The sequence below is a fragment of the Enterobacter adelaidei genome (genome assembly GCF_041937165.1).
In the GTDB taxonomy this organism is placed as follows: domain Bacteria; phylum Pseudomonadota; class Gammaproteobacteria; order Enterobacterales; family Enterobacteriaceae; genus Enterobacter; species Enterobacter adelaidei.
The window spans coordinates 1,604,291-1,623,337 of the sequence record NZ_CP154353.1; the positions used below are offsets into that span (position 1 = coordinate 1,604,291).

Sequence of the window (19,047 nt, forward strand, 5' to 3'; positions counted from 1 at the left end):
CAATGCAATACATCCAGCAACCCCAGGCGATTGAAGCCAAAAGTTTCGACATCATTGGCGAAATCATTCGCGAAACGCGGCCGGAATACCGGTTTGCCAGCCCGCTGCATGAGGCGATCGTCAAGCGGGTGATCCATACCACCGCAGATTTTGACTGGCTGGATATTCTCTGGTTTTCAGATGATGCGCTGGAACAGCTTTGCGCGGCGCTCCGTCGCCCGTCAGTTATCTATACCGATACCACGATGGCGCTCTCCGGGATCAACAAAACGCTGCTGGCGACATTCGGGGGTGAATGTCGCTGCTATATCAGCGATCCGCGGGTGGTGGCGCAGGCGAAAGCGCAGGGAATAACCCGCTCGATGGCGGCGGTGGATATCGCGGTGACGGAAGAGAGCGAGAAGGTCTTCGTCTTTGGCAATGCGCCAACGGCGCTGTTTCGCCTGCTTGAGCATGATGTTGCTGTCAGCGGCGTGGTGGGTGTTCCGGTGGGTTTTGTAGGGGCGGCGGAATCGAAAGAGGCGCTGACGCACAGCAATTTGCCCGCGATTGCGGCCCTTGGGCGCAAAGGCGGCAGCAATGTGGCGGCGGCGATTGTGAACGCCATGCTCTATTACCTGCAGGGGGCGCGATGAGCGATTCAACCTTCGATGCCCCGGTATGGCATAACGGGAAGGCGTTACGTAAAGGCTACACCACCGGTTCCTGCGCGACCGCGGCAGCGAAAGTCGCCGCACTGATGGTGCTGCGCCAGCATCTTATTCATCAGATCTCCATTGTGACCCCTTCCGGCGTCACGCTATGTCTGAACGTGGAGTCGCCGCACATTGAAGGTCAGCAGGCGATTGCGGCCATCCGCAAAGACGGGGGTGATGACGTCGACGCCACACACGGCATGCTGATTTTCGCCCGCGTGATGCTCAACGACAGCGGCGAGATTACGCTTTCGGGTGGCGAAGGCGTGGGGACCGTCACGCGTAAAGGAATTGGCCTGCCCATCGGCAGTGCGGCGATCAACCGCACGCCGCGTCACACCATTGAGTCCGCAGTGCGCGAGGCGATTGGCCCGACGCGCGGGGCTGACGTTGAGATCTTTGCGCCTGAAGGTGAAGCGCGGGCGCAGAAAACCTACAACTCACGCCTCGGGATCCTGGGCGGGATTTCGATCATCGGGACCACCGGTATTGTCACACCGATGTCAGAGGAGAGCTGGAAACGCTCGCTCTCTCTTGAGCTGGAGATTAAACGTGCGGCGGGGCTGGAACGGGTCGTGCTGGTGCCGGGCAATCATGGCGAGCGTTTTGTGCGCGAGCAGATGGGCATTGATGAAGATGTCGTGGTCACCATGAGCAACTTTGTCGGCTACATGATCGAAGAGGCGGTGCGGCTGGGATTTCGCCAGATAGTGCTGGTCGGCCATCCCGGCAAGCTCATCAAAATTGCCGCCGGGATTTTCCACACCCACAGCCATATCGCCGATGCGCGCATGGAAACGCTGGTGGCGCATCTGGCGCTGCTCGGCGCGCCGCTGGAGTTACTGACCCTCGTCAGCGATTGCGATACCACCGAGGCGGCGATGGAGCATATCGAAACCTGGGGTTTTCAGCCTATTTACAGCCACCTCGCCAAACGTATCTGCCTGCGTGTGATGCAGATGCTGCGCTTTACCAAAACTCCGCCGACCTGTGATGCCATTCTGTTTTCCTTTGATAACCAGGTGCTGGGTAGCAACCGCCCGGTCGAGGCGATTGCCCGGGAGCTGCAATGCTAACGGTCGTGGGAATGGGGCCTGCGGGATTGCATCTGATGACTCCCGCTGCGCGTGAAGCCATTGAGTGTGCCGATGCGCTGGTCGGCGGAAAACGTCATCTGCTGCAGTTCCCGGCGTTTTGCGGCGAGACGTTTGTCCTGGGCGCTAACATTCCGGCGCTGCTGGCCTGGATAGAGGCGCGTCAGGCGAAAAAGGTGGTGATTGTCGCCTCCGGCGATCCGCTGTTTTACGGCATCGGATCGCGAATGGTGGCGCATTTCGGTATTGCGCGCGTGCAGATTATTCCCGGCATTAGCGCGGTGCAGTACCTGTGTGCGCAGGCGGGCATTGATATGAATGAGATGTGGCTCACCAGCAGCCATGGTCGCAGCGTGAATGTGGACGAACTGGCACGGCATCGCAAAGTGGCGATGGTCACCGATAGCCAGTACGGGCCGAAAGAGATTGCCGCTCAGCTGGTGGCACGCGGTAAGGGCCATCGCTGGATGGTGATTGGTGAAAACCTGGCAATGGAAAACGAACGGATCCACTGGCTGCCCGTCAGTGAGGTCAGTGCCGACTATGAAATGAATGCAGTGGTGATCCTCGATGAAAGATGAACTGTTTTTGCGCGGCGAAACGGTGCCGATGACCAAAGAGGCGGTACGCGCCCTGGCCATCGCAAAGCTTGCGCTGCACCGCGCCAGCCACCTGATTGATGTCGGCGCGGGGACAGGGAGCGTGTCGATAGAGGCGGCGCTGCAGTTTCCCTCGCTGCGCGTGACGGCCATTGAACGTAACCCTGCGGCTCTGCAGCTGCTTGCAGAAAATCGCCAGCATTTTGCCTGTCGCAATATCGCTATTTTGCCGGGCGTAGCGCCGTTGCCGGTGGCGGATAAGGCCGATGCGGTATTTATGGGCGGCAGCGGTGGCCATCTGACATCGCTTATTGACTGGTCCATGCGCCAGTTACATCCAGGCGGACGTCTGGTGATGACGTTTATCCTGATGGAAAACCTCACAACCGCGCTGGCCCATCTGCAGCAGATCGGCGCGCAGGACATTGATTGCCTGCAAATGCAGGTCTCCGCACTGGCCCCGCTTGGCAGCGGCCACTATTTCAAACCGAACAATCCCGTTTTTGTTATCGCCTGTCAGAAGGAAGAACACCATGTCTGAGACGTTTGATTCCCGTTGCGTGTGGTTTGTCGGTGCTGGTCCCGGCGATCGAGAGCTCATTACGCTCAAGGGATACCGGCTGCTGCAGCAGGCGCAGGTGGTCATCTATGCCGGCTCGCTTATCAATACCGAACTGTTGGCCTATTGCCCACAGGGAGCCGAATGCCACGACAGCGCGGAACTCCATTTAGAACAGATAATCGACCTGATGGCGGCGGGCGTAATGGCCGGAAAAACGGTGGTGCGTTTACAGACCGGTGATGTCTCCCTCTACGGCTCCGTCCGGGAACAGGGTGAAGAGTTGACCAAACGCGGAATCGCCTGGCAGGTGGTGCCCGGCGTCAGCGCTTTCCTCGGCGCCGTGGCGGAGCTTGGGGTGGAGTACACCGTGCCTGAAGTCTCGCAGAGCCTGATTATTACCCGCCTCGAAGGTCGTACGCCGGTGCCGGAGCGTGAACAGCTGGAGTCATTTGCCAGCCATCAGACCTCAATGGCGATTTATCTTTCGGTCCAGCGTATTCATCGGGTGGCGGAACGTCTGATTGAAGGCGGTTATCCAGACACCACGCCCGTTGCCGTCATTTATAAAGCGACCTGGCCGGAAAGCCAGACCGTACGCGGCACGCTGGCGGACATCGCCGACAAGGTACGCGAGGCGGGGATCCGCAAAACGGCGCTCATTCTGGTCGGGAAATTCCTGGGCGAGGAGTATCACTACTCAAAACTCTATGCCGCGGATTTTAGCCATGAATACCGTAAAGCCTGAGTCCATCGCGCTTTTTTGCCTGACCCCGGGCGGCGTGCGGCTGGCGAAGCGGCTGGCGGCGATGCTGCCGGTAACCTGCTTTACCAGCGAGCGTTTGCAGGAAGAGGGCTTTGTTCCCTTCGACGGCGGCTTTGCCCCGGCGGTTCGCGAGGCGTTCATGCGCTACCCGTCGCTGATTTTTATCGGCGCAACCGGCATTGCGGTGCGCGTCCTGGCACCGTTAATCCACGACAAACTGAGCGACCCGGCGGTGGTGGTGATCGATGAACGCGGGCAGCACGTGATTAGCCTGCTTTCCGGCCATGCTGGTGGTGCGAATGCGTTAACCCGCCACCTGGCGGGAATACTGGGGGCTGACCCGGTGATTACCACCGCCACGGACGTCAACGAGATGGCCGCGCTGGATACCCTGGCCTTTCAGCTGAACGCCCGAATGAGCGATTTCCGGGCGACGGTAAAAATCGTCAACCAGATGCTGGTGAGCCACCAGCGGGTAGGGCTGTGGTGGGATGCGGAACTCGATGACGACGTCAGTCAATGCGATCGGCGCGGGTTTATCACCGTGAGCAACCTGCAGCACCTGCCGGAACTGGATGCGCTGGTGTGTATTACGCTGCGAAACACGCTGCCGGAACTGCCATTGCCGCACTGGAAGCTGGTCCCTCAGCGGGTCGTGGCGGGCATCGGCTGTCGGCGCGACACGCCGTTTCCGCTGCTGGCGACGCTGCTGGCGCGTCAGCTTGAGGCGCAACGGTTCGACCCGCTGGCCCTAAAAGCGATTGGCAGCGTCTCCCTTAAAAAAGACGAAGCGGGCCTGCTCCAGCTTGCCGCCTGCTGGGGTGTGCCGTTTGAAACCTTTACCGCTGACGCGCTGCGTGAGCACGAACATCGCTTTCCGGCCTCACCGTTTGTACGCCAGACGGTTGGAGTGGGGAGCGTCTCTGGTCCGGCAGCGTGGCTGCTGAGCCATGGGCAACTACGAGGCGAAACCCTGCGCGAACAGGGCGTCACTATCACTTTGGGAGTTTCACACTGATGTTAACCGTAATTGGAATCGGCCCTGGCTCGCAGGCCATGATGACCATGGAAGCTGTAGACGCGCTGCAGGCGGCAGAAATCATCGTTGGCTACAAAACCTACACCCATCTGGTGAAGGCCTTCACCGGCGACAAACAGGTGATCAAAACCGGTATGTGCAAAGAGATTGAACGCTGTCAGGCGGCGATCGAGCTGGCGCAGGCCGGGCATAACGTCGCGCTTATCAGCAGCGGCGATGCCGGGATTTATGGGATGGCGGGGCTGGTGCTGGAGTTGGTCAGCAAACAGAAACTGGACGTTGAGGTTCGCCTGATCCCCGGAATGACAGCCAGTATCGCCGCCGCATCTCTGCTTGGCGCACCGCTGATGCACGATTTTTGCCACATCAGCTTAAGCGATCTGCTGACGCCGTGGCCGGTCATCGAAAAACGTATTGTCGCTGCGGGAGAGGCGGACTTTGTCATCTGTTTCTATAACCCGCGCAGCCGGGGTCGCGAGGGCCATCTGGCACGGGCGTTTGAGCTGCTGTCCGCCAGCAAAAGCCCGCAAACGCCGGTAGGGGTAGTGAAGTCTGCCGGGCGTAAAAAGCAGGAGAAGTGGCTGACCACCCTGGGCGATATGGACTTTGAGCCGGTCGATATGACAAGCCTGGTGATCGTCGGAAATAAAGCCACCTTCGTTCAGGAGGGGCTGATGATCACCCCCCGGGGTTATGTGCTGTGAACTATGGCGACGTGCTGGTCATGGGCGGCACCAGCGATGCCCGCGCGATCTGCCAGCAACTGGATGCGGCGGGCGTGGCCTACACCCTGTCGGTGGCAACACCCACCGGGCAGCGGCTGGCGGGCGATATTAACGGTCAGGTGCGCTGTGGCCGCCTGGAGCCACAACAGATGGTTGACTGGCTGGCGGAAAACAGGACCCGCTGGGTGATTGACGCTTCGCATCCCTACGCTGAGGTGGTCAGCCGCAACATCCTGACGGCCTGTGAAACGGTGGGCGTGTTACTTAGCCGCTATCAGCGCCCCGAACAGCTCAGCGAGCTGACGCATCCGCTGCTCTACAGCGTGCCGGGAATTGAAGAGGCCTGCGAGATCGCGCGGCGGCTGGGCGAACGGGTGCTGTTGACCACCGGCAGTAAAGATCTGGCGCGCTGGTGCGCCGGTCTGCCGGAGAAAACGCTGCTGGCCCGGGTTTTGCCAGTGTCCGAGGTCCTTGAGCAATGCACCGGGTTTGGCTTTGGCGTCACCGAGATCTTCGCTATGTGCGGGCCCTTCAGCGCTGAATTTAACGCGGCATTTTATCGTCATTGCCGGGCTGATGTGATGATTACCAAAGCCTCCGGCGCAGAGGGTGGCTATCAGGAGAAGGTTCAACCCTGTCTGGATGCGGGCATCCCCTGCATCGTGATTACACGCCCGGCACCGCTGGTGACGGGAGAGGAATTACTGGAAAGTCAGGCCGCATTCGCCGGGCGTTTAGCGCGCTGGCTGGCCGCTGATTAAGGAGTTAGAGATGAAAAAGGCGCTTCTGGTGGTCAGCTTTGGTACCAGCTACCACGATACCTGCGAGAAGAACATTGTGGCGTGCGAGCGCGCGCTGGCGGAAAGCTGCCCTGACCGCGAGCTGTTTCGGGCATTCACCTCCGGGATGATCATTCGCAAGCTCAAACAGCGTGATGGCATTGAGATCGACACGCCGCTGCAGGCACTGAAAAAGCTTGCGGCTCAGGGATATCAGGATGTGGCGATTCAGTCTCTGCACATCATCAACGGCGATGAGTACGAGAAAATCGTCCGTGAAGTGCAGAGCCTGCGCCCGCTGTTTACCCGCCTGACGCTGGGGGTACCGCTACTGAGCAGCCACGACGATTACGCGCAGCTGATGCGCGCGTTGCAACAGCAGATGCCGACGCTTGGGGCAAAGGAAAAAGTGGTGTTTATGGGCCACGGCGCCAGCCATCACGCCTTTGCGGCCTATGCCTGCCTCGACCACATGATGATGGCCCAGGGCTTCCCGGCCCGCGTCGGCGCGGTGGAGAGCTATCCGGAAGTCGACATCCTGATTGAGAGCCTCGGTAAAGAAGGCGTCACCGCCGTGCATCTGATGCCGCTGATGCTGGTGGCCGGCGATCACGCCATCAACGATATGGCCTCTGATGACGAGGACTCCTGGAAGACGTTGTTTAACGCCGCCGGGATCCCGGCGACGCCGTGGCTGAGCGGGCTGGGTGAAAACCCGGCGGTACGCGCAATGTTCGTCGCCCATTTACAGCAGGCGCTAAGTATGGCGCTGGAGGAGGCGGCATGAGCGGCAAACTGTACGCCCTGAGTACCGGGCCGGGCGCGTCGGATCTTATCACCGTGCGTGCCTCACGGATCCTTGGTTCGCTGGATATTCTCTACGCCCCGGCGGGCCGCAAAGGCGGCGATAGCCTGGCGCTTTCTATCGTCCGGGCGTTTATCGGCGAACAGACCGAAATCCGCTGCTGCCACTTTCCTATGAGCGCCGACAGTGCTGAAAAGGAGGCGGTGTGGGATGCGGTGGCCGACGCGTTAGTGCGTGAGGTGAACGACGGGAAACAGGTTGGTTTTATCACCCTTGGTGATGCCATGCTGTTCAGCACCTGGGTGTTCTTACTTCAGCGCATTGGCAGCCCGGACTGGCTGGAGATTGTGCCAGGCGTGACGTCGTTTGCCGCGATTGCCGCGCGTTCAAAAATGCCGCTGGCGATGGAACAGCAGTCGCTGGCGGTGATTTCCTGTACTGCGCCGGAAGCAGAAATTGCACTGGCGCTGCAGCAACACGACAGTCTGGTGCTGATGAAGGTCTATGGCCGGTTTGCGCGCATCAAAGCGCTACTGACGCAGGCCGGGCTGCTGAACTGTGCACTGATGATGTCAGAGGCCACGCTCCCTGGCGAGCAGTGCTGGCGGCATCTGGATGAGGTTGCTGATGACCAGCCGTTACCCTATTTCTCGACCATTCTGGTCAACAAACAGTGGGAGTATGCGCAATGAAACTCGAACAACAGCTTAAACAGCTGTCATTAAGTGGCCTGGCGGCGGCGCTATTGCTGATGGTGGTGCCGGAGCAGGCGTTCGCGATGCATATCATGGAAGGGTTTTTACCGCCGATGTGGGCGCTGGCGTGGTGGCTGCTCTTCTTACCGTGCCTGTGGTACGGGCTGGTGCGCCTGCGTCGTATCGTGCAGGAGGATAATCACCAGAAAGTTCTGCTGGCGCTGTGCGGGGCGTTTATTTTCGTGCTGTCGGCGCTGAAGATCCCATCGGTAACCGGCAGTTGCTCGCATCCGACCGGCGTGGGGCTCGCCGTGATTCTGTTCGGGCCGGGCGTCGTCGCCATTCTCGGTGCCATCGTGCTGCTGTTTCAGGCGCTGCTGCTGGCGCACGGCGGGTTAACCACGCTCGGTGCGAACGGCATGTCGATGGCGGTGATTGGGCCGGTTGTCGGGTACATGGTGTGGAAGATGGCCTGCCGTGCCGGGCTTCGCCGTGATGTCGGGGTCTTTTTGTGCGCCATGCTGGCGGATCTGGTGACCTATTTTGTCACCTCGGTCCAGCTTGGCGCGGCGTTCCCGGACCCGGCGACGGGCGCTGCGGGCTCGATGGTGAAATTCATGGGCATTTTCTGCCTGACGCAAATCCCCATTGCCATCGCGGAGGGCTTGTTAACCGTCATGATTTATGACCAGTTGACCAAACGTCGGCTGATTACCGTGCAAGGATACTGAGATGAAAAAGACACTGATGCTGTTGGCGATGGTGCTCGCCCTGATCGTAATGCCATTTTTTATCGATCACGGTGGCGAATTTGGTGGCTCGGATGGTGAAGCCGAAAATCAAATCCAGGTTGTGGCACCTCATTACACGCCATGGTTCACGCCGCTCTATGAACCCGCCAGCGGCGAAATTGAAAGTCTGCTGTTTACGCTCCAGGGATCCATTGGCGCAGCGGTGATTTTCTATATTTTGGGCTACACCAAAGGCAGACAGCGCCGTGATGACCGGGCTTGACAGGCTGAGCTACCAGAGCCGCTGGGCTCAGGTTGCGCCGGAACGCAAGTTTCTGCTCTGGCTGGCGCTGATGACGCTGGCGTTTGCGCTGCCGCCGCTGGGGCAGGGGATCGTCCTGGCGCTGACGGCGGGACTGACCTGCTGGCTGCTGCGGATGACCTTCTGGCGCTGGTGTCGCTGGATGTCGCTGCCGTTTGGCTTTCTGCTGGTCGGGGTACTGACGATCCTCTTTAGCGTCACCCGTGATCCGCATACGCTGGCGATGAGCGTTCCGGTGGGGCATTACTGGCTGGGGATAACCGCTTCCGGGCTGACCGCCGCGAATGAAACCTTCTGGCGCAGCCTTACCGCGCTGGCGGCAACTTTCTGGCTGGTGCTGAACTTGCCGTTTCCGCAGCTGATTGTGCTGCTTAAGCGGGCGCGCGTGCCGCGCCTGCTTACCGAGCAGATCCTGCTGACCTGGCGCTTTATTTTTATTCTGTTAGACGAAGCGCTGGCGATTCACCGCGCGCAGACGCTGCGTTTTGGCTATCGTAGCCTGCCAAAAAGTTATCGCTCGCTGGCGATGCTGGTCGGTTTGCTGTTTACCCGGGTGCTGATTCGCTATCAGCAGATGGCGACCACGCTGGATATTAAACTCTACCAGGGTGATTTTCCCCTGTAAGGAATCGCACCATGCTGACCACCGCCGATCTCTGGTTTCGCTATCAGGAGACGCATGTACTCAAAGGGCTGACGCTGGATTTTTCGACGCATGCCGTCACCGGGCTAGTGGGAGCTAATGGCTGCGGAAAGTCGACGTTATTTATGAACCTGAGCGGTCTGCTGAAGCCGCAGCAGGGGGCGGTGCTGTGGCAGGGGAAGCCGCTGGACTACAGCAAGCGCGGACTGCTGGCGCTCCGTCAGCAGGTCACAACGGTGTTTCAGGACCCCGATCAGCAGATCTTCTATACCGATATCGATAGCGACATTGCCTTCAGCCTGCGTAACCTGGGCGTAGCGGAAGCGGAGATTGCGCGGCGCGTCGACGATGCGCTGACGCTGGTCGACGCGCAGCATTTTCGCCAGCAGCCGATCCAGTGCCTGAGCCATGGGCAAAAGAAGCGGGTCGCCATTGCCGGGGCGCTGGTGCTGGGGGCACGCTATCTTCTTCTGGACGAGCCCACGGCCGGGCTTGATCCTTCAGGACGCTCGCAGATGATCGAGATCATCAGGCGCATTGTGGCACAGGGGAACCACGTGGTGATCTCCAGCCATGATATTGACCTGATTTACGAAGTCAGCGATGCCGTGTACGTGCTGCGCCAGGGAGAAGTGCTGGCGCACGGCGCGCCGGGTGAGGTCTTCGCTCGCGGCGAGCTGATGGAACGGGTCGGATTAACGCAGCCCTGGCTCGTTAAACTGCACGCGCAGCTTGGCCTGCCGTTGTGTAAAACCGAAGATGAATTTTTCAGCCGCATGCGAAAACAAAACGCAATGAAGGAGGCCTCATGACGCAGGCAATTATGTTGCAGGGCACCGCTTCTGACGTCGGCAAAAGCGTCCTGGTGGCGGGGCTGTGCCGGATTTTTTATCAGGATGGCCTGCGTACCGCGCCGTTTAAGTCGCAGAATATGGCGCTCAATTCCGGTATCACACCGGAGGGAAAAGAGATGGGTCGCGCGCAGATCCTTCAGGCGCAGGCGGCGGGGATTACGCCGGACGTACGGATGAATCCGGTATTGTTAAAACCAACCAGCGACCGTAAAGCGCAGGTGGTGCTGATGGGACAGGTGGCAACCGATATGGACGCGGTCAGCTACCACGAGTACAAACCGCGCCTGCGGGAGCAGATCCGCGATGTCTATAACAGCCTGGCCGGGGAGTATGACGTGCTGGTGCTGGAAGGTGCGGGCAGCCCGGCGGAGATCAACCTGCGCGATCGCGATATCGTCAACATGGGCATGGCCGAAATGGCGCAGTGCCCGGTGATCCTCGTGGCGGACATTGACAGAGGCGGCGTATTTGCCGCCATCTACGGTACGCTGGCGCTTCTGCACGACCACGAGCGGGCGCGCGTGAAAGGGGTCATCATCAATAAATTTCGTGGCGATGTTGCGCTGCTTTATTCGGGCATTGAGCAGATTGAAAACCTGACCGGCGTGCCGGTACTGGGCGTTATGCCGTGGCTGGATGTCGATCTGGAAGATGAAGACGGCGTGGCGCTGCAAAAGGGAAAATACCTGCGAACCGCGCAGCGCGATATCGACATCGCCGTGGTGCAGGTACCGCATATCTCCAACTTCACCGATTTTAACGCGCTGGCGGCGCAGCCCGATGTACGCGTGCGCTATGTCCGTTATCCCCAGGAGCTGGCGAGGGCTGACCTCGTGATTCTACCCGGCAGTAAAAATACGCTGGGGGATCTGGCCTGGCTGCGGGAAAGCGGTATGGCGCACGCGGTGCTCCAGTCACACCAGCAGAACGTACCCGTCATGGGCATTTGCGGCGGCTACCAGATGCTTGGCGACACCATCATCGATGAGGTGGAATCTGGTATGGGAACCCAGCCAGGGCTGGGTCTGCTCCATACCGTGACCCGCTTCGCGCAGCGAAAAACCACGACGCAGGTTTCGGCGCAGATGGCGTCGGCGCTCCCGGCGTGGCTTAAGTCGGCGGCGGGCATTAAGGTGCAGGGCTATGAGATTCATATGGGAGAGACCTGGCTGACAGCCGACGATTATCCGGCACTGTTTCTGGAAAAAGAGGGCGAGCGCATAGCGGACGGCGCCATCAGCGCTGACGGGCAGGTGATAGGGACGTATCTCCACGGGTTGTTCGATAACGATGCCTTCACGCGCGCGATGGTGGATGGCTTACGCCAGCGCAAAGGACTGGCGCCATTAGACGTTGCGGTAGATTACGCGGGCTACAAAGCGCAACAGTTTGATCTCTTAGCCAGCGCGATGAGAGAACACATTGATATTAAAAAGATCTATCAAATAATGCAGGAGCATCAGGAGGAGGGCGCATGATTTTAGTCACCGGAGGCGCGCGCAGCGGGAAAAGTGCGCACGTCGAACAGCTGGCGGCGCGGCAGTGCGAGCGCGTGCTGTATATCGCGACGTCGGTGATTACCGATGAAGAGATGGCGCTGCGCGTTGACAAGCACCGCGCACAGCGTCCTGCGCACTGGCGAACCTGGGAAGGGTATCGCGATCTGGGCGACGTGATTCGCCATCAGGTGCAGCCGGGCGAAGGCGTGGTTCTGGAATGCGTCACCACTCTGTTGTCGAACCTGCTCTATGACGCCAGCGGCGGCGCTTCGCCGGAGACCCTCGATTTTTCCGCGCTTGAGGCGGTGCTGCAACAGCAGGTGGACGACCTGATTGCGGCCTGCCAGCAGTCGGCGGGGCCGGTTTATATTGTGACCAATGAGCTGGGTATGAGCATCACGCCAGAGAATCGGCTGGCGCGTCATTTTGTTGATATTGCCGGGCGCGCGAACCAAAGGCTGGCGCAAGCGGCACAGGAAGTGTGGCTGGTTGTCTCGGGAATTGGAGTAAAGATTAAATGCCGTTAAAAATGTTGTGGGCGACGCTGGGATTTATTACCCGCATTCCGGTGCCGCAAAAATGGAGCGACGGCGTTGAATTTTCACAGTATGGCCGTGGCGTCCCCTGGTTCCCCGTGGTGGGCCTGATCGTTGGGGTTTTGGCCGCCTTAGGCTATCTGGCAGTGAGCCAGACCGGCGGGGGGATTTATATCGGTGCCGTCGCCTGGGTACTGGCGCTGGTGCTGCTGACCGGTGGGTTTCATCTGGACGGTCTGGCGGACACTTGTGATGGCGTGTTTTCTGCCCGCACCCGCGAAAGGATGCTGGAGATTATGCGCGATAGCCGGTTGGGGACCTACGGTGGTCTGGCTATCGTATTCTGCATTCTTATCAAGGTCGCAGCGGCGATCTCCCTGGCTCACCTTCCGGTTCATACCCTGTTTGCGCTGCTGGTGTGCGCGCCGATCGTCGGGCGAACGGGAATGGTGTTGGTCATGTACCGGCAGCACTACGCGCGCGAAGGTGCAGGGATGGCAAACGCCTATCTCGGCCATATCAGCGGCAAAGAGACGCTCATCACCCTCTGCATCGGCGTGGCGCTCGTGGGGCTGCTGGCGGGGATGCAGGGGCTGGTCGCCAGCGTTATCACCTGGATTGTCGTCAACGCCGTAAAGACCTTTTTAAGCCGCCGACTGAACGGGCTGACGGGGGATACCCTGGGCGCGATGGAGGAGATCGGCGAAATGGCCTTCCTTCTGGCGCTTCTGTGGGTTTGATGTATGCGTATTTTTCTGGTTCGGCACGGTCAAACAACCGCTAACATCAGCGGCGTGTTTTACGGGAGCACCGATCTGTCGCTATCGCCGCAGGGTATTGCGCAAAGCCAGCGTGTTGCCGGGTACCTGTCCGGGGTCGCGTTCGGGCACACGCGCGTCAGCGCGCTCCAGCGTTCGCAGCAAACGGCGCGGTTTATCGTGCCGACAGCCCATGATATCCATGTTGATGCGCGTCTTAATGAGCTGGATTTTGGTGAATGGGAGATGCGGCACTTCAGCGACATCGAAAAAGAACATCCCGCGTCGTGGCAGCGCTGGATGGATGACTGGCAAAACGCCACGCCGGACGGTGGCGAGGCGTTCCCGCATTTCGCCGCGCGCGTCAGGGCGGCGGCGGATGAGATGAGTCAACTGCAGAAGCGCGAAGACACGCTTATTGTGGCGCATCAGGGCGTGCTGAGCCTGCTGCTGGCAACCTGGTTAGGGATGCCCGTGGCGGCAATGTGGCATTTCCCGTTCAGTCACGATGCCTACACGGTCGTTGAAAATCGGGCCGGGCATTGGGTGTTACGCGTATTTAATGGCAGAAACGTTTGGCAAACTGAGGAATGAGGGTGTGAGGATGGGTACAGTGAAGGAGCTGGCGGCGGCCATCAGACCGCTTGATAAACAGAAGATTCAGGCGGCCTCACGGCATGTTGATGGCTTAATAAAGCCGACAAACAGCCTCGGTCGGCTGGAGAGCCTGGCTGTACAGCTTTCGGGAATGTGGGGACTCGACAGGCTCGATAATCTGCAAAAAGAGATTATCGTCATGTGCGCCGACCATGGCGTATTTGATGAAGGTGTGGCCGTGACGCCGCAAGTGGTGACCTGGCTTCAGGCCGTCAATATGCAAAAGGGGGTGACCGGGGTGTGCGTGCTGGCCCGCAATAGCCAGACGTCGGTGCTGCCCGTTGACATCGGTATTGACGGTGAGCCTATCGACAATATGCTCAGCCTTAAACTCTCGCGTGGCAGCGGTAATATCGCCCAGGGGCCGGCGATGAGCCGCCAGGATGCCGAGCACCTGCTGCTGGCGAGCGCCAGCCTCGTTAAAAAACGCGCTCAGGAGGGGATCTCCGTCTTTGGCGTTGGCGAGCTGGGTATTGCCAACACGACACCGGCCTCGGCAATCATCAGCGTACTGACCGATAGCGATCCGCATGATGTGGTGGGGATTGGGGCCAATTTGCCTCAGGATCGGGTCCAACATAAGGAAACCGTTGTCCGTCAGGCGATACGCATTAACCAGCCGGATGCGCGAGATGCGGTTGATGTTCTGGCCAAAGTCGGCGGCTATGACCTGGTGGGCATGACCGGGGTGATATTGGGCGCTGGCGCATGCGGATTGCCCGTGGTGTTAGACGGTTTTCTCTCGTATGCAGCGGCCATCGCCGCCTGTCAGATTGCACCAGAGGTTAAGAGCTACTGTATTCCCTCTCATTTTTCCGCCGAAAAAGGTGCCAGACGTGCGCTGGAGCACCTTGGGCTGGCGCCCTTTATCCATCTTGACATGCGTCTTGGCGAAGGGAGCGGCGCCGCGCTGGCTATGTCTATCGTCAGTGCGGCCTGCGCAATGTACTGCGAGATGGGGCAACTGGCGCAAAGCGGCATTGAGTTGCCGGTTCCGGCATGACGGAAAGGCAAAACCCCCCGCCAGACTGGACGCCGGAAAGCGTCCAGCTTTGGGCCAGCGGTCAACCCCCCCCCCTTAGCAGGGCATTCTGGTGCTGAGGATACGACGTCGATACTGCAGCGGCGTCTGACGCATCATCTTTTTAAAGCAGGTGATGAAATAGGTCACCTCGCTAAACCCGACGGCCAGGGCAATAGTGTCAATACTCTCATCGCTGTACCGTAACAGATCGCAGCTGCTTTTTATCCGCCGGGTCAGCAAATATTCGTGGATGCTGCCCCCGGTCTGCTGGCGGAAAATGCGTGAGGTATAGCTGCGCGAAAGCCCCAGGTCGTGCGCTAGCTGGTCGAGCGAAAACTTGCTGGCATAGTGGGCTTCTATCCAGCTCATAATCCGCGAGGCGACGGTCTGCTGGCGCGGCGGGTAGGGCTGAGGTTGCTCGGGAAGAAATGTCATGAGCTGCATCACCAGAAATGCCACCTCGCAGGCCTCGGTCTGCTCGTTGCCCTCCAGGCGCTGGAACTGCTCAAGGATCCTCTCGATAAACGCCGCGTGCTCGCTGAGATCGTAGATTTGCGCGGGCAGATTGCTGGCGGCCAGCGCGGCGAACCTGGCCTGATGGCGCGGGAAGGCGCTAAGCGCACTTTCGACGACCGCTTGCTCAATGTGCATAGTGGTGCGGTGATAGGGGTTTTTATCGCTATGATCGACCTGCACTTTGTGCAAACGGAAGGGCGGGAAGATAAATAATCGCCCCGGACGGGCGGTGTAGTGCTGATTATCCACCACCACGATGCCGTAGCCGCTGGAAATGTAGAGCAATTCAACGCATTGATGCCAGTGGTAGTAAATCGCGCTGCTGGCGTACAGGCGGTTAAAAGAAATGGCCTGCCGATCGAGCGTAATGCGTTCCAGCAGCTGCGTTTCACCCATTTTACCTCCAGGACAACAGATTTAAATTTTTAGGCCATCATTTGTAATTTATCCTCCTCACGATCGATAAAATCCAGCAAAAATGAAATGGTGGTTCAATTTTGTGAGTCTGCTCACTCAGTGCCGGGAATAAAAGCAGTTACTCTTCATCCAGACGTCGCACTCGTGGCTTTAAAAAGCCTAATAACAATAAGTTATCTCTACCCTCGTGTAATGCGGGAGGACCCTGTGCAACCTGAAAATATTAATCTGGATAATCCACTGACAAGTCGTGAAGAGGTGCTACGGCTGGTTAACGATATGCTAAACGCAGTGGCGCCTTACTTTAAAAACGACGCCAGCCGCATTGATTTAGCGAACTTTACCGCTCACTACGGCCAGCAGGTCGCGAGCATGGAAACGTTTTCCCGTCTCCTGTGGGGCGTAACGCCGTTGTTGGCTGGCGGCAGTGAGCCGCAACACTTCTCCTATTATTTACAGGCGATAAAAAACGGCACCAATCCGCAGCATGCCGATTACTGGGGCGACGTCGCGCCTTACGATCAGCGAATCGTCGAGATGGCGGCCTACGGGCTGCTGCTGGCGCTGGCGGGCGATACCGTACTGGCACACTTCTCTGAGACCGAGAAAGAGAATTTATGGCGCTGGCTAAAGCAGTGCGAGACCCAGGAGATCCCCGATAACAACTGGCACTTCTTTCCGATTCTGGTGCAGGTCGGCTTCCATTATTGCGGCATGCCGGCCAACTCGCAGGTGCTGGAAAATCATTTTGCTGCCATGGAGCACTACTACCTCGGCGATGGCTGGTACGCCGATGGTCCGGGGCGGCCGCACGACTATTACATCTCAATGGGCTTTCATTTCTATGGACTGATTTACGCGAAGCTCATGGTCGATGTCGATCCAAAGCGTTGCGCAACGTTGCGTCACCGGGCCGCGCGTTTCTCCTCTGACTTCATCCATTTCTTCGCCGAAGACGGCGCGGCGATCCCGTTTGGCCGGAGCCTGACCTACCGCTTTGCCGAGGCGGCGTTCTGGAGTGCGGCGGCCTTCGCCGGGCTGGAGGTCTTTTCGCCCGGCGTCATAAAGGGCATCGTTCTGCGTCATCTGCGCTGGTGGCTGAAGCAGCCGATGTTCGACCGCGACGGCGTACTCAGCGTCGGTTACAGCTACCCGAACCTGGCGATGGCGGAAGACTACAACGCGCCGGGTTCGCCGTACTGGGGCCTGAAGACCCTGCTGGTGCTGGCATTAGAAGAGGGCGATGCCTTCTGGCAGGCGGCTGAGCTGCCGCTGCCGCCGTTGCCCGTCCAGCACACGATAGCCCACGCGGATCAGGTGGTGGTGCGTCAGGCCGATCACTTGTGGATGCTGACTTCCGGCCAGCTCGAGCTGAACAACTTCGTCAATACCGAAGCGAAATACTGCAAATTTGCCTATTCCACCCGCTTTGGCTTCACCATCGAACGCGGGCGCTACGGCCTGAACCACGCCGCGCCCGATTCGATGCTGCTGCTGGCCGAAAAAGATAACTACTGGCGTGGCCGCCGCGAATGCCAGCACGTGGTCACCGCAGACGGCACCATTTACAGCATCTGGCTGCCGTGGCGCGATGTGGTGATTGAGAGCTGGCTGCTGGCGCTGGGCGACTGGCAACTGCGCGTCCATCGTATCAATACCCGGCGCGCGCTGGATTGTGCGGAGGGTGGCTTTAGCCTGGCGAACCGCCCGCAGTCGCAGGTACACGAGAGCGACAACGCCTGCTGGTTACGCAATCCCCAGGATGTATCAGCCATTTTCTGTCTGCATCCGCACGCCCGCCGCGGCGAGACGGTGTTGACGCCGCCAAACAGTAATCTGTTGTTCGCCGAGCGCGCGGCGGTGCCGCTGCTGCGCGGCGAACTCGACCCCGGTAAGCATGTGTTGATAAGCGCGGTGTGGGCGGGAAATGCCGCCGACTTCGATCCGCAACGCTGTCCACAGGCCATCATTAGCGATGATGCGGTACGCTTCGTGACGGCACGACAAGAAATGACGCTCGTTCTGGCCCAGGAGGCATCGCTATGAGCACATCATCGTCCGTACGCGCCGCACAGTGCAAAATGAGTACCTTTATTTTCCTTTACTTTTTCACGTGGTCATCCAGCTTTGGCCTGTACGCCCTGTGGCTGAGCCAGAAAGTGGGCCTGGATAGCATCACCATCGGCAGCGTGTTCGCCATCAATGGCGTCTTCGCGGTGGTCCTGAAGCCGGTGTACGGCTACATCATGGACAAAATCGGCATGAGCAAGTGGCTGCTCTATTTTGTCTGCACCATTTCTGCGCTGATGGCGCCGTTCTTTGCGCTGGTGTATCAGCCGCTGCTGCAAAGCCATGCGATGGCGGGGATTATCATCGGCGCGCTGTATCTGAGCCTGGGCTGGTACGCCGGCGTGGCGGCGTCTGAATCTTACGCCGACCGCTTTAGCCGCCTGTACGGGCTGGAGTTTGGCCGCATCAGAATGTGGGGTTCGCTGGGCTGGGCGATGGCGGCTTCGGTCTCCGGGCTGTTGTTTAACTTCACGCCGCTGGCCAACTTTCTGCTCAGCAGCGGTACCTCGGTACTGATGCTGCTGGTGCTGATTAGCCTCAAAATCGGCGATGAGCAGCTGCGCAATAACAGCGTCATCTCCGCCAATAAGATCGTTTTTGCCGATGTGTTGATGCTGCTGAAAAACCGCAAATTCTGGATGTTCAGCCTCTACGTCGCCGGGGTGGCGTGGATGATGTTTATCGCCGAACAGCAGTTCCCGCGCTACTTCGTATCGTTCTTCGCCACCAAAGAGCAGGGAAATGCCTGGTACGGCTACCTGAGCACCGTCCAGTCGGGGATGGAGTTCGTAATGATGATGTTTATCCCGTGGCTGGTGAACCACTACGGCGCTAAGCGCGGCCTGCTGTTCTGCGGCTGCGTGGTAGGAGCACGGCTGATCGCCTCCGGACTGACCAGCGACCCGATTGTTATCTCCATCATCAAACCGTTTTATGGCGTCGAGATCGCGCTGCTGCTGATATCGGTCTTCAAATACATCGCCGAACATTTCCATCGTCGGGTTAACGCCACGATGTACCTGCTGGGCTACCAGGCGATGATTTACGTTGGCTCGATTGTGGTCGCTCCGCCTGCCGGCTACCTGTACGACAGGATAGGCTTTGAGCATACCTATCTGCTGATGGGCTGCTGCGCCCTGATATTTACGCTGATTTCCGCCTTTACGCTGTCGCGCTGCCAGTCGACGCGCGATTCCTCACGCCCCTTTGCTCCGGCTTTAGAGACCGCCCCGGTTGAACCGGCCAAACATTAATTCAGGAGTTG

22 protein-coding genes are annotated in these 19,047 nt (G+C 59.1%); 21 read left to right on the top strand and 1 reads right to left on the bottom strand.

Features of this window, described 5'->3' with window-relative positions; all coding sequences use genetic code 11:
* Positions 1-2: 2 nt before the first annotated feature.
* The 19 genes from AAHF05_RS07715 to cobT are packed head-to-tail and all read left to right on the top strand — an operon-like array spanning position 3 to position 14,759.
* Positions 3-635: a cobalt-precorrin-8 methylmutase gene (locus AAHF05_RS07715; protein ID WP_049008368.1), complete on the top strand. Its 633-nt coding sequence runs from the start codon at positions 3-5 to the stop codon at positions 633-635.
* Positions 632-1,771 carry a cobalt-precorrin-5B (C(1))-methyltransferase CbiD gene (gene cbiD, locus AAHF05_RS07720; RefSeq protein WP_129324434.1) on the top strand — a complete coding sequence of 380 codons (1,140 nt, stop codon included), beginning with the start codon at positions 632-634 and terminating at the stop codon, positions 1,769-1,771. The genes AAHF05_RS07715 and cbiD overlap by 4 nt, the downstream gene beginning before the upstream one ends.
* Positions 1,765-2,370, top strand: a complete 606-nt coding sequence (locus AAHF05_RS07725; protein WP_129324435.1) for a cobalt-precorrin-7 (C(5))-methyltransferase — start codon at positions 1,765-1,767, stop codon at positions 2,368-2,370. Before cbiD ends, AAHF05_RS07725 begins: the two co-directional genes overlap by 7 nt.
* Positions 2,360-2,929 carry a decarboxylating cobalt-precorrin-6B (C(15))-methyltransferase gene (locus AAHF05_RS07730; RefSeq protein WP_129324436.1) on the top strand — a complete coding sequence of 190 codons (570 nt, stop codon included), beginning with the start codon at positions 2,360-2,362 and terminating at the stop codon, positions 2,927-2,929. Before AAHF05_RS07725 ends, AAHF05_RS07730 begins: the two co-directional genes overlap by 11 nt.
* Positions 2,922-3,695, top strand: a complete 774-nt coding sequence (locus AAHF05_RS07735) for a cobalt-precorrin-4 methyltransferase (protein WP_129324437.1) — start codon at positions 2,922-2,924, stop codon at positions 3,693-3,695. The genes AAHF05_RS07730 and AAHF05_RS07735 overlap by 8 nt, the downstream gene beginning before the upstream one ends.
* Positions 3,676-4,731, top strand: coding sequence for a cobalt-precorrin 5A hydrolase (gene cbiG / locus AAHF05_RS07740; protein ID WP_129324438.1), 1,056 nt, complete (start codon positions 3,676-3,678; stop codon positions 4,729-4,731). The genes AAHF05_RS07735 and cbiG overlap by 20 nt, the downstream gene beginning before the upstream one ends.
* Entirely contained in the window at positions 4,731-5,456 is a 726-nt protein-coding gene (locus AAHF05_RS07745) for a precorrin-3B C(17)-methyltransferase (RefSeq protein WP_028019172.1), read from the top strand. Before cbiG ends, AAHF05_RS07745 begins: the two co-directional genes overlap by 1 nt.
* Positions 5,453-6,238, top strand: a complete 786-nt coding sequence (locus tag AAHF05_RS07750; protein WP_129324439.1) for a cobalt-precorrin-6A reductase — start codon at positions 5,453-5,455, stop codon at positions 6,236-6,238. Before AAHF05_RS07745 ends, AAHF05_RS07750 begins: the two co-directional genes overlap by 4 nt.
* A gap of 10 nt (positions 6,239-6,248) precedes the next feature.
* Complete coding sequence (locus AAHF05_RS07755; protein ID WP_129324440.1) at positions 6,249-7,043, top strand: sirohydrochlorin cobaltochelatase; 795 nt, start codon at positions 6,249-6,251, stop codon at positions 7,041-7,043.
* Complete coding sequence (locus AAHF05_RS07760) at positions 7,040-7,753, top strand: cobalt-factor II C(20)-methyltransferase (protein ID WP_108090293.1); 714 nt, start codon at positions 7,040-7,042, stop codon at positions 7,751-7,753. The genes AAHF05_RS07755 and AAHF05_RS07760 overlap by 4 nt, the downstream gene beginning before the upstream one ends.
* Positions 7,750-8,487, top strand: a complete 738-nt coding sequence (gene cbiM, locus AAHF05_RS07765; protein WP_128348122.1) for a cobalt ECF transporter S component CbiM — start codon at positions 7,750-7,752, stop codon at positions 8,485-8,487. Before AAHF05_RS07760 ends, cbiM begins: the two co-directional genes overlap by 4 nt.
* A gap of 1 nt (position 8,488) precedes the next feature.
* Complete coding sequence (locus AAHF05_RS07770) at positions 8,489-8,770, top strand: energy-coupling factor ABC transporter substrate-binding protein (RefSeq protein ID WP_028019167.1); 282 nt, start codon at positions 8,489-8,491, stop codon at positions 8,768-8,770.
* The gene (locus tag AAHF05_RS07775; RefSeq protein WP_108090290.1) at positions 8,757-9,434 is read left to right on the top strand and encodes an energy-coupling factor ABC transporter transmembrane protein; all 678 of its coding nucleotides are present in this window, start codon (positions 8,757-8,759) and stop codon (positions 9,432-9,434) included. The genes AAHF05_RS07770 and AAHF05_RS07775 overlap by 14 nt, the downstream gene beginning before the upstream one ends.
* Before the next feature lie 11 nt (positions 9,435-9,445).
* Positions 9,446-10,264, top strand: coding sequence for an energy-coupling factor ABC transporter ATP-binding protein (locus tag AAHF05_RS07780; RefSeq protein WP_129324441.1), 819 nt, complete (start codon positions 9,446-9,448; stop codon positions 10,262-10,264).
* Positions 10,261-11,784: a cobyric acid synthase gene (locus tag AAHF05_RS07785; RefSeq protein WP_129324442.1), complete on the top strand. Its 1,524-nt coding sequence runs from the start codon at positions 10,261-10,263 to the stop codon at positions 11,782-11,784. The genes AAHF05_RS07780 and AAHF05_RS07785 overlap by 4 nt, the downstream gene beginning before the upstream one ends.
* Positions 11,781-12,332 (top strand): bifunctional adenosylcobinamide kinase/adenosylcobinamide-phosphate guanylyltransferase, encoded by a 552-nt coding sequence (cobU, locus tag AAHF05_RS07790; protein WP_129324443.1) that lies wholly within the window; start codon positions 11,781-11,783, stop codon positions 12,330-12,332. The genes AAHF05_RS07785 and cobU overlap by 4 nt, the downstream gene beginning before the upstream one ends.
* Positions 12,323-13,081, top strand: coding sequence for an adenosylcobinamide-GDP ribazoletransferase (gene cobS / locus AAHF05_RS07795; RefSeq protein ID WP_129324444.1), 759 nt, complete (start codon positions 12,323-12,325; stop codon positions 13,079-13,081). Before cobU ends, cobS begins: the two co-directional genes overlap by 10 nt.
* A 3-nt stretch (positions 13,082-13,084) precedes the next feature.
* Positions 13,085-13,693 (top strand): alpha-ribazole phosphatase, encoded by a 609-nt coding sequence (gene cobC / locus AAHF05_RS07800; protein WP_129324445.1) that lies wholly within the window; start codon positions 13,085-13,087, stop codon positions 13,691-13,693.
* A 10-nt stretch (positions 13,694-13,703) separates the two neighbouring features.
* A complete protein-coding gene (gene cobT / locus AAHF05_RS07805) occupies positions 13,704-14,759 on the top strand; it encodes a nicotinate-nucleotide--dimethylbenzimidazole phosphoribosyltransferase (RefSeq protein ID WP_129324446.1) in 1,056 nt (351 codons plus the stop codon).
* Between the two features lie 75 nt (positions 14,760-14,834).
* On the opposite strand, the gene AAHF05_RS07810 is transcribed toward cobT, so the two are convergent.
* Complete coding sequence (locus AAHF05_RS07810; protein ID WP_028019160.1) at positions 14,835-15,692, bottom strand: AraC family transcriptional regulator; 858 nt, start codon at positions 15,690-15,692, stop codon at positions 14,835-14,837.
* A 228-nt stretch (positions 15,693-15,920) separates the two neighbouring features.
* Between AAHF05_RS07810 and AAHF05_RS07815 the strand changes: the two genes are divergently transcribed.
* Entirely contained in the window at positions 15,921-17,759 is a 1,839-nt protein-coding gene (locus AAHF05_RS07815) for a DUF2264 domain-containing protein (RefSeq protein ID WP_332617503.1), read from the top strand.
* Positions 17,756-19,036, top strand: coding sequence for an oligosaccharide MFS transporter (locus AAHF05_RS07820; RefSeq protein WP_129324447.1), 1,281 nt, complete (start codon positions 17,756-17,758; stop codon positions 19,034-19,036). The genes AAHF05_RS07815 and AAHF05_RS07820 overlap by 4 nt, the downstream gene beginning before the upstream one ends.
* Positions 19,037-19,047: the final 11 nt, after the last annotated feature.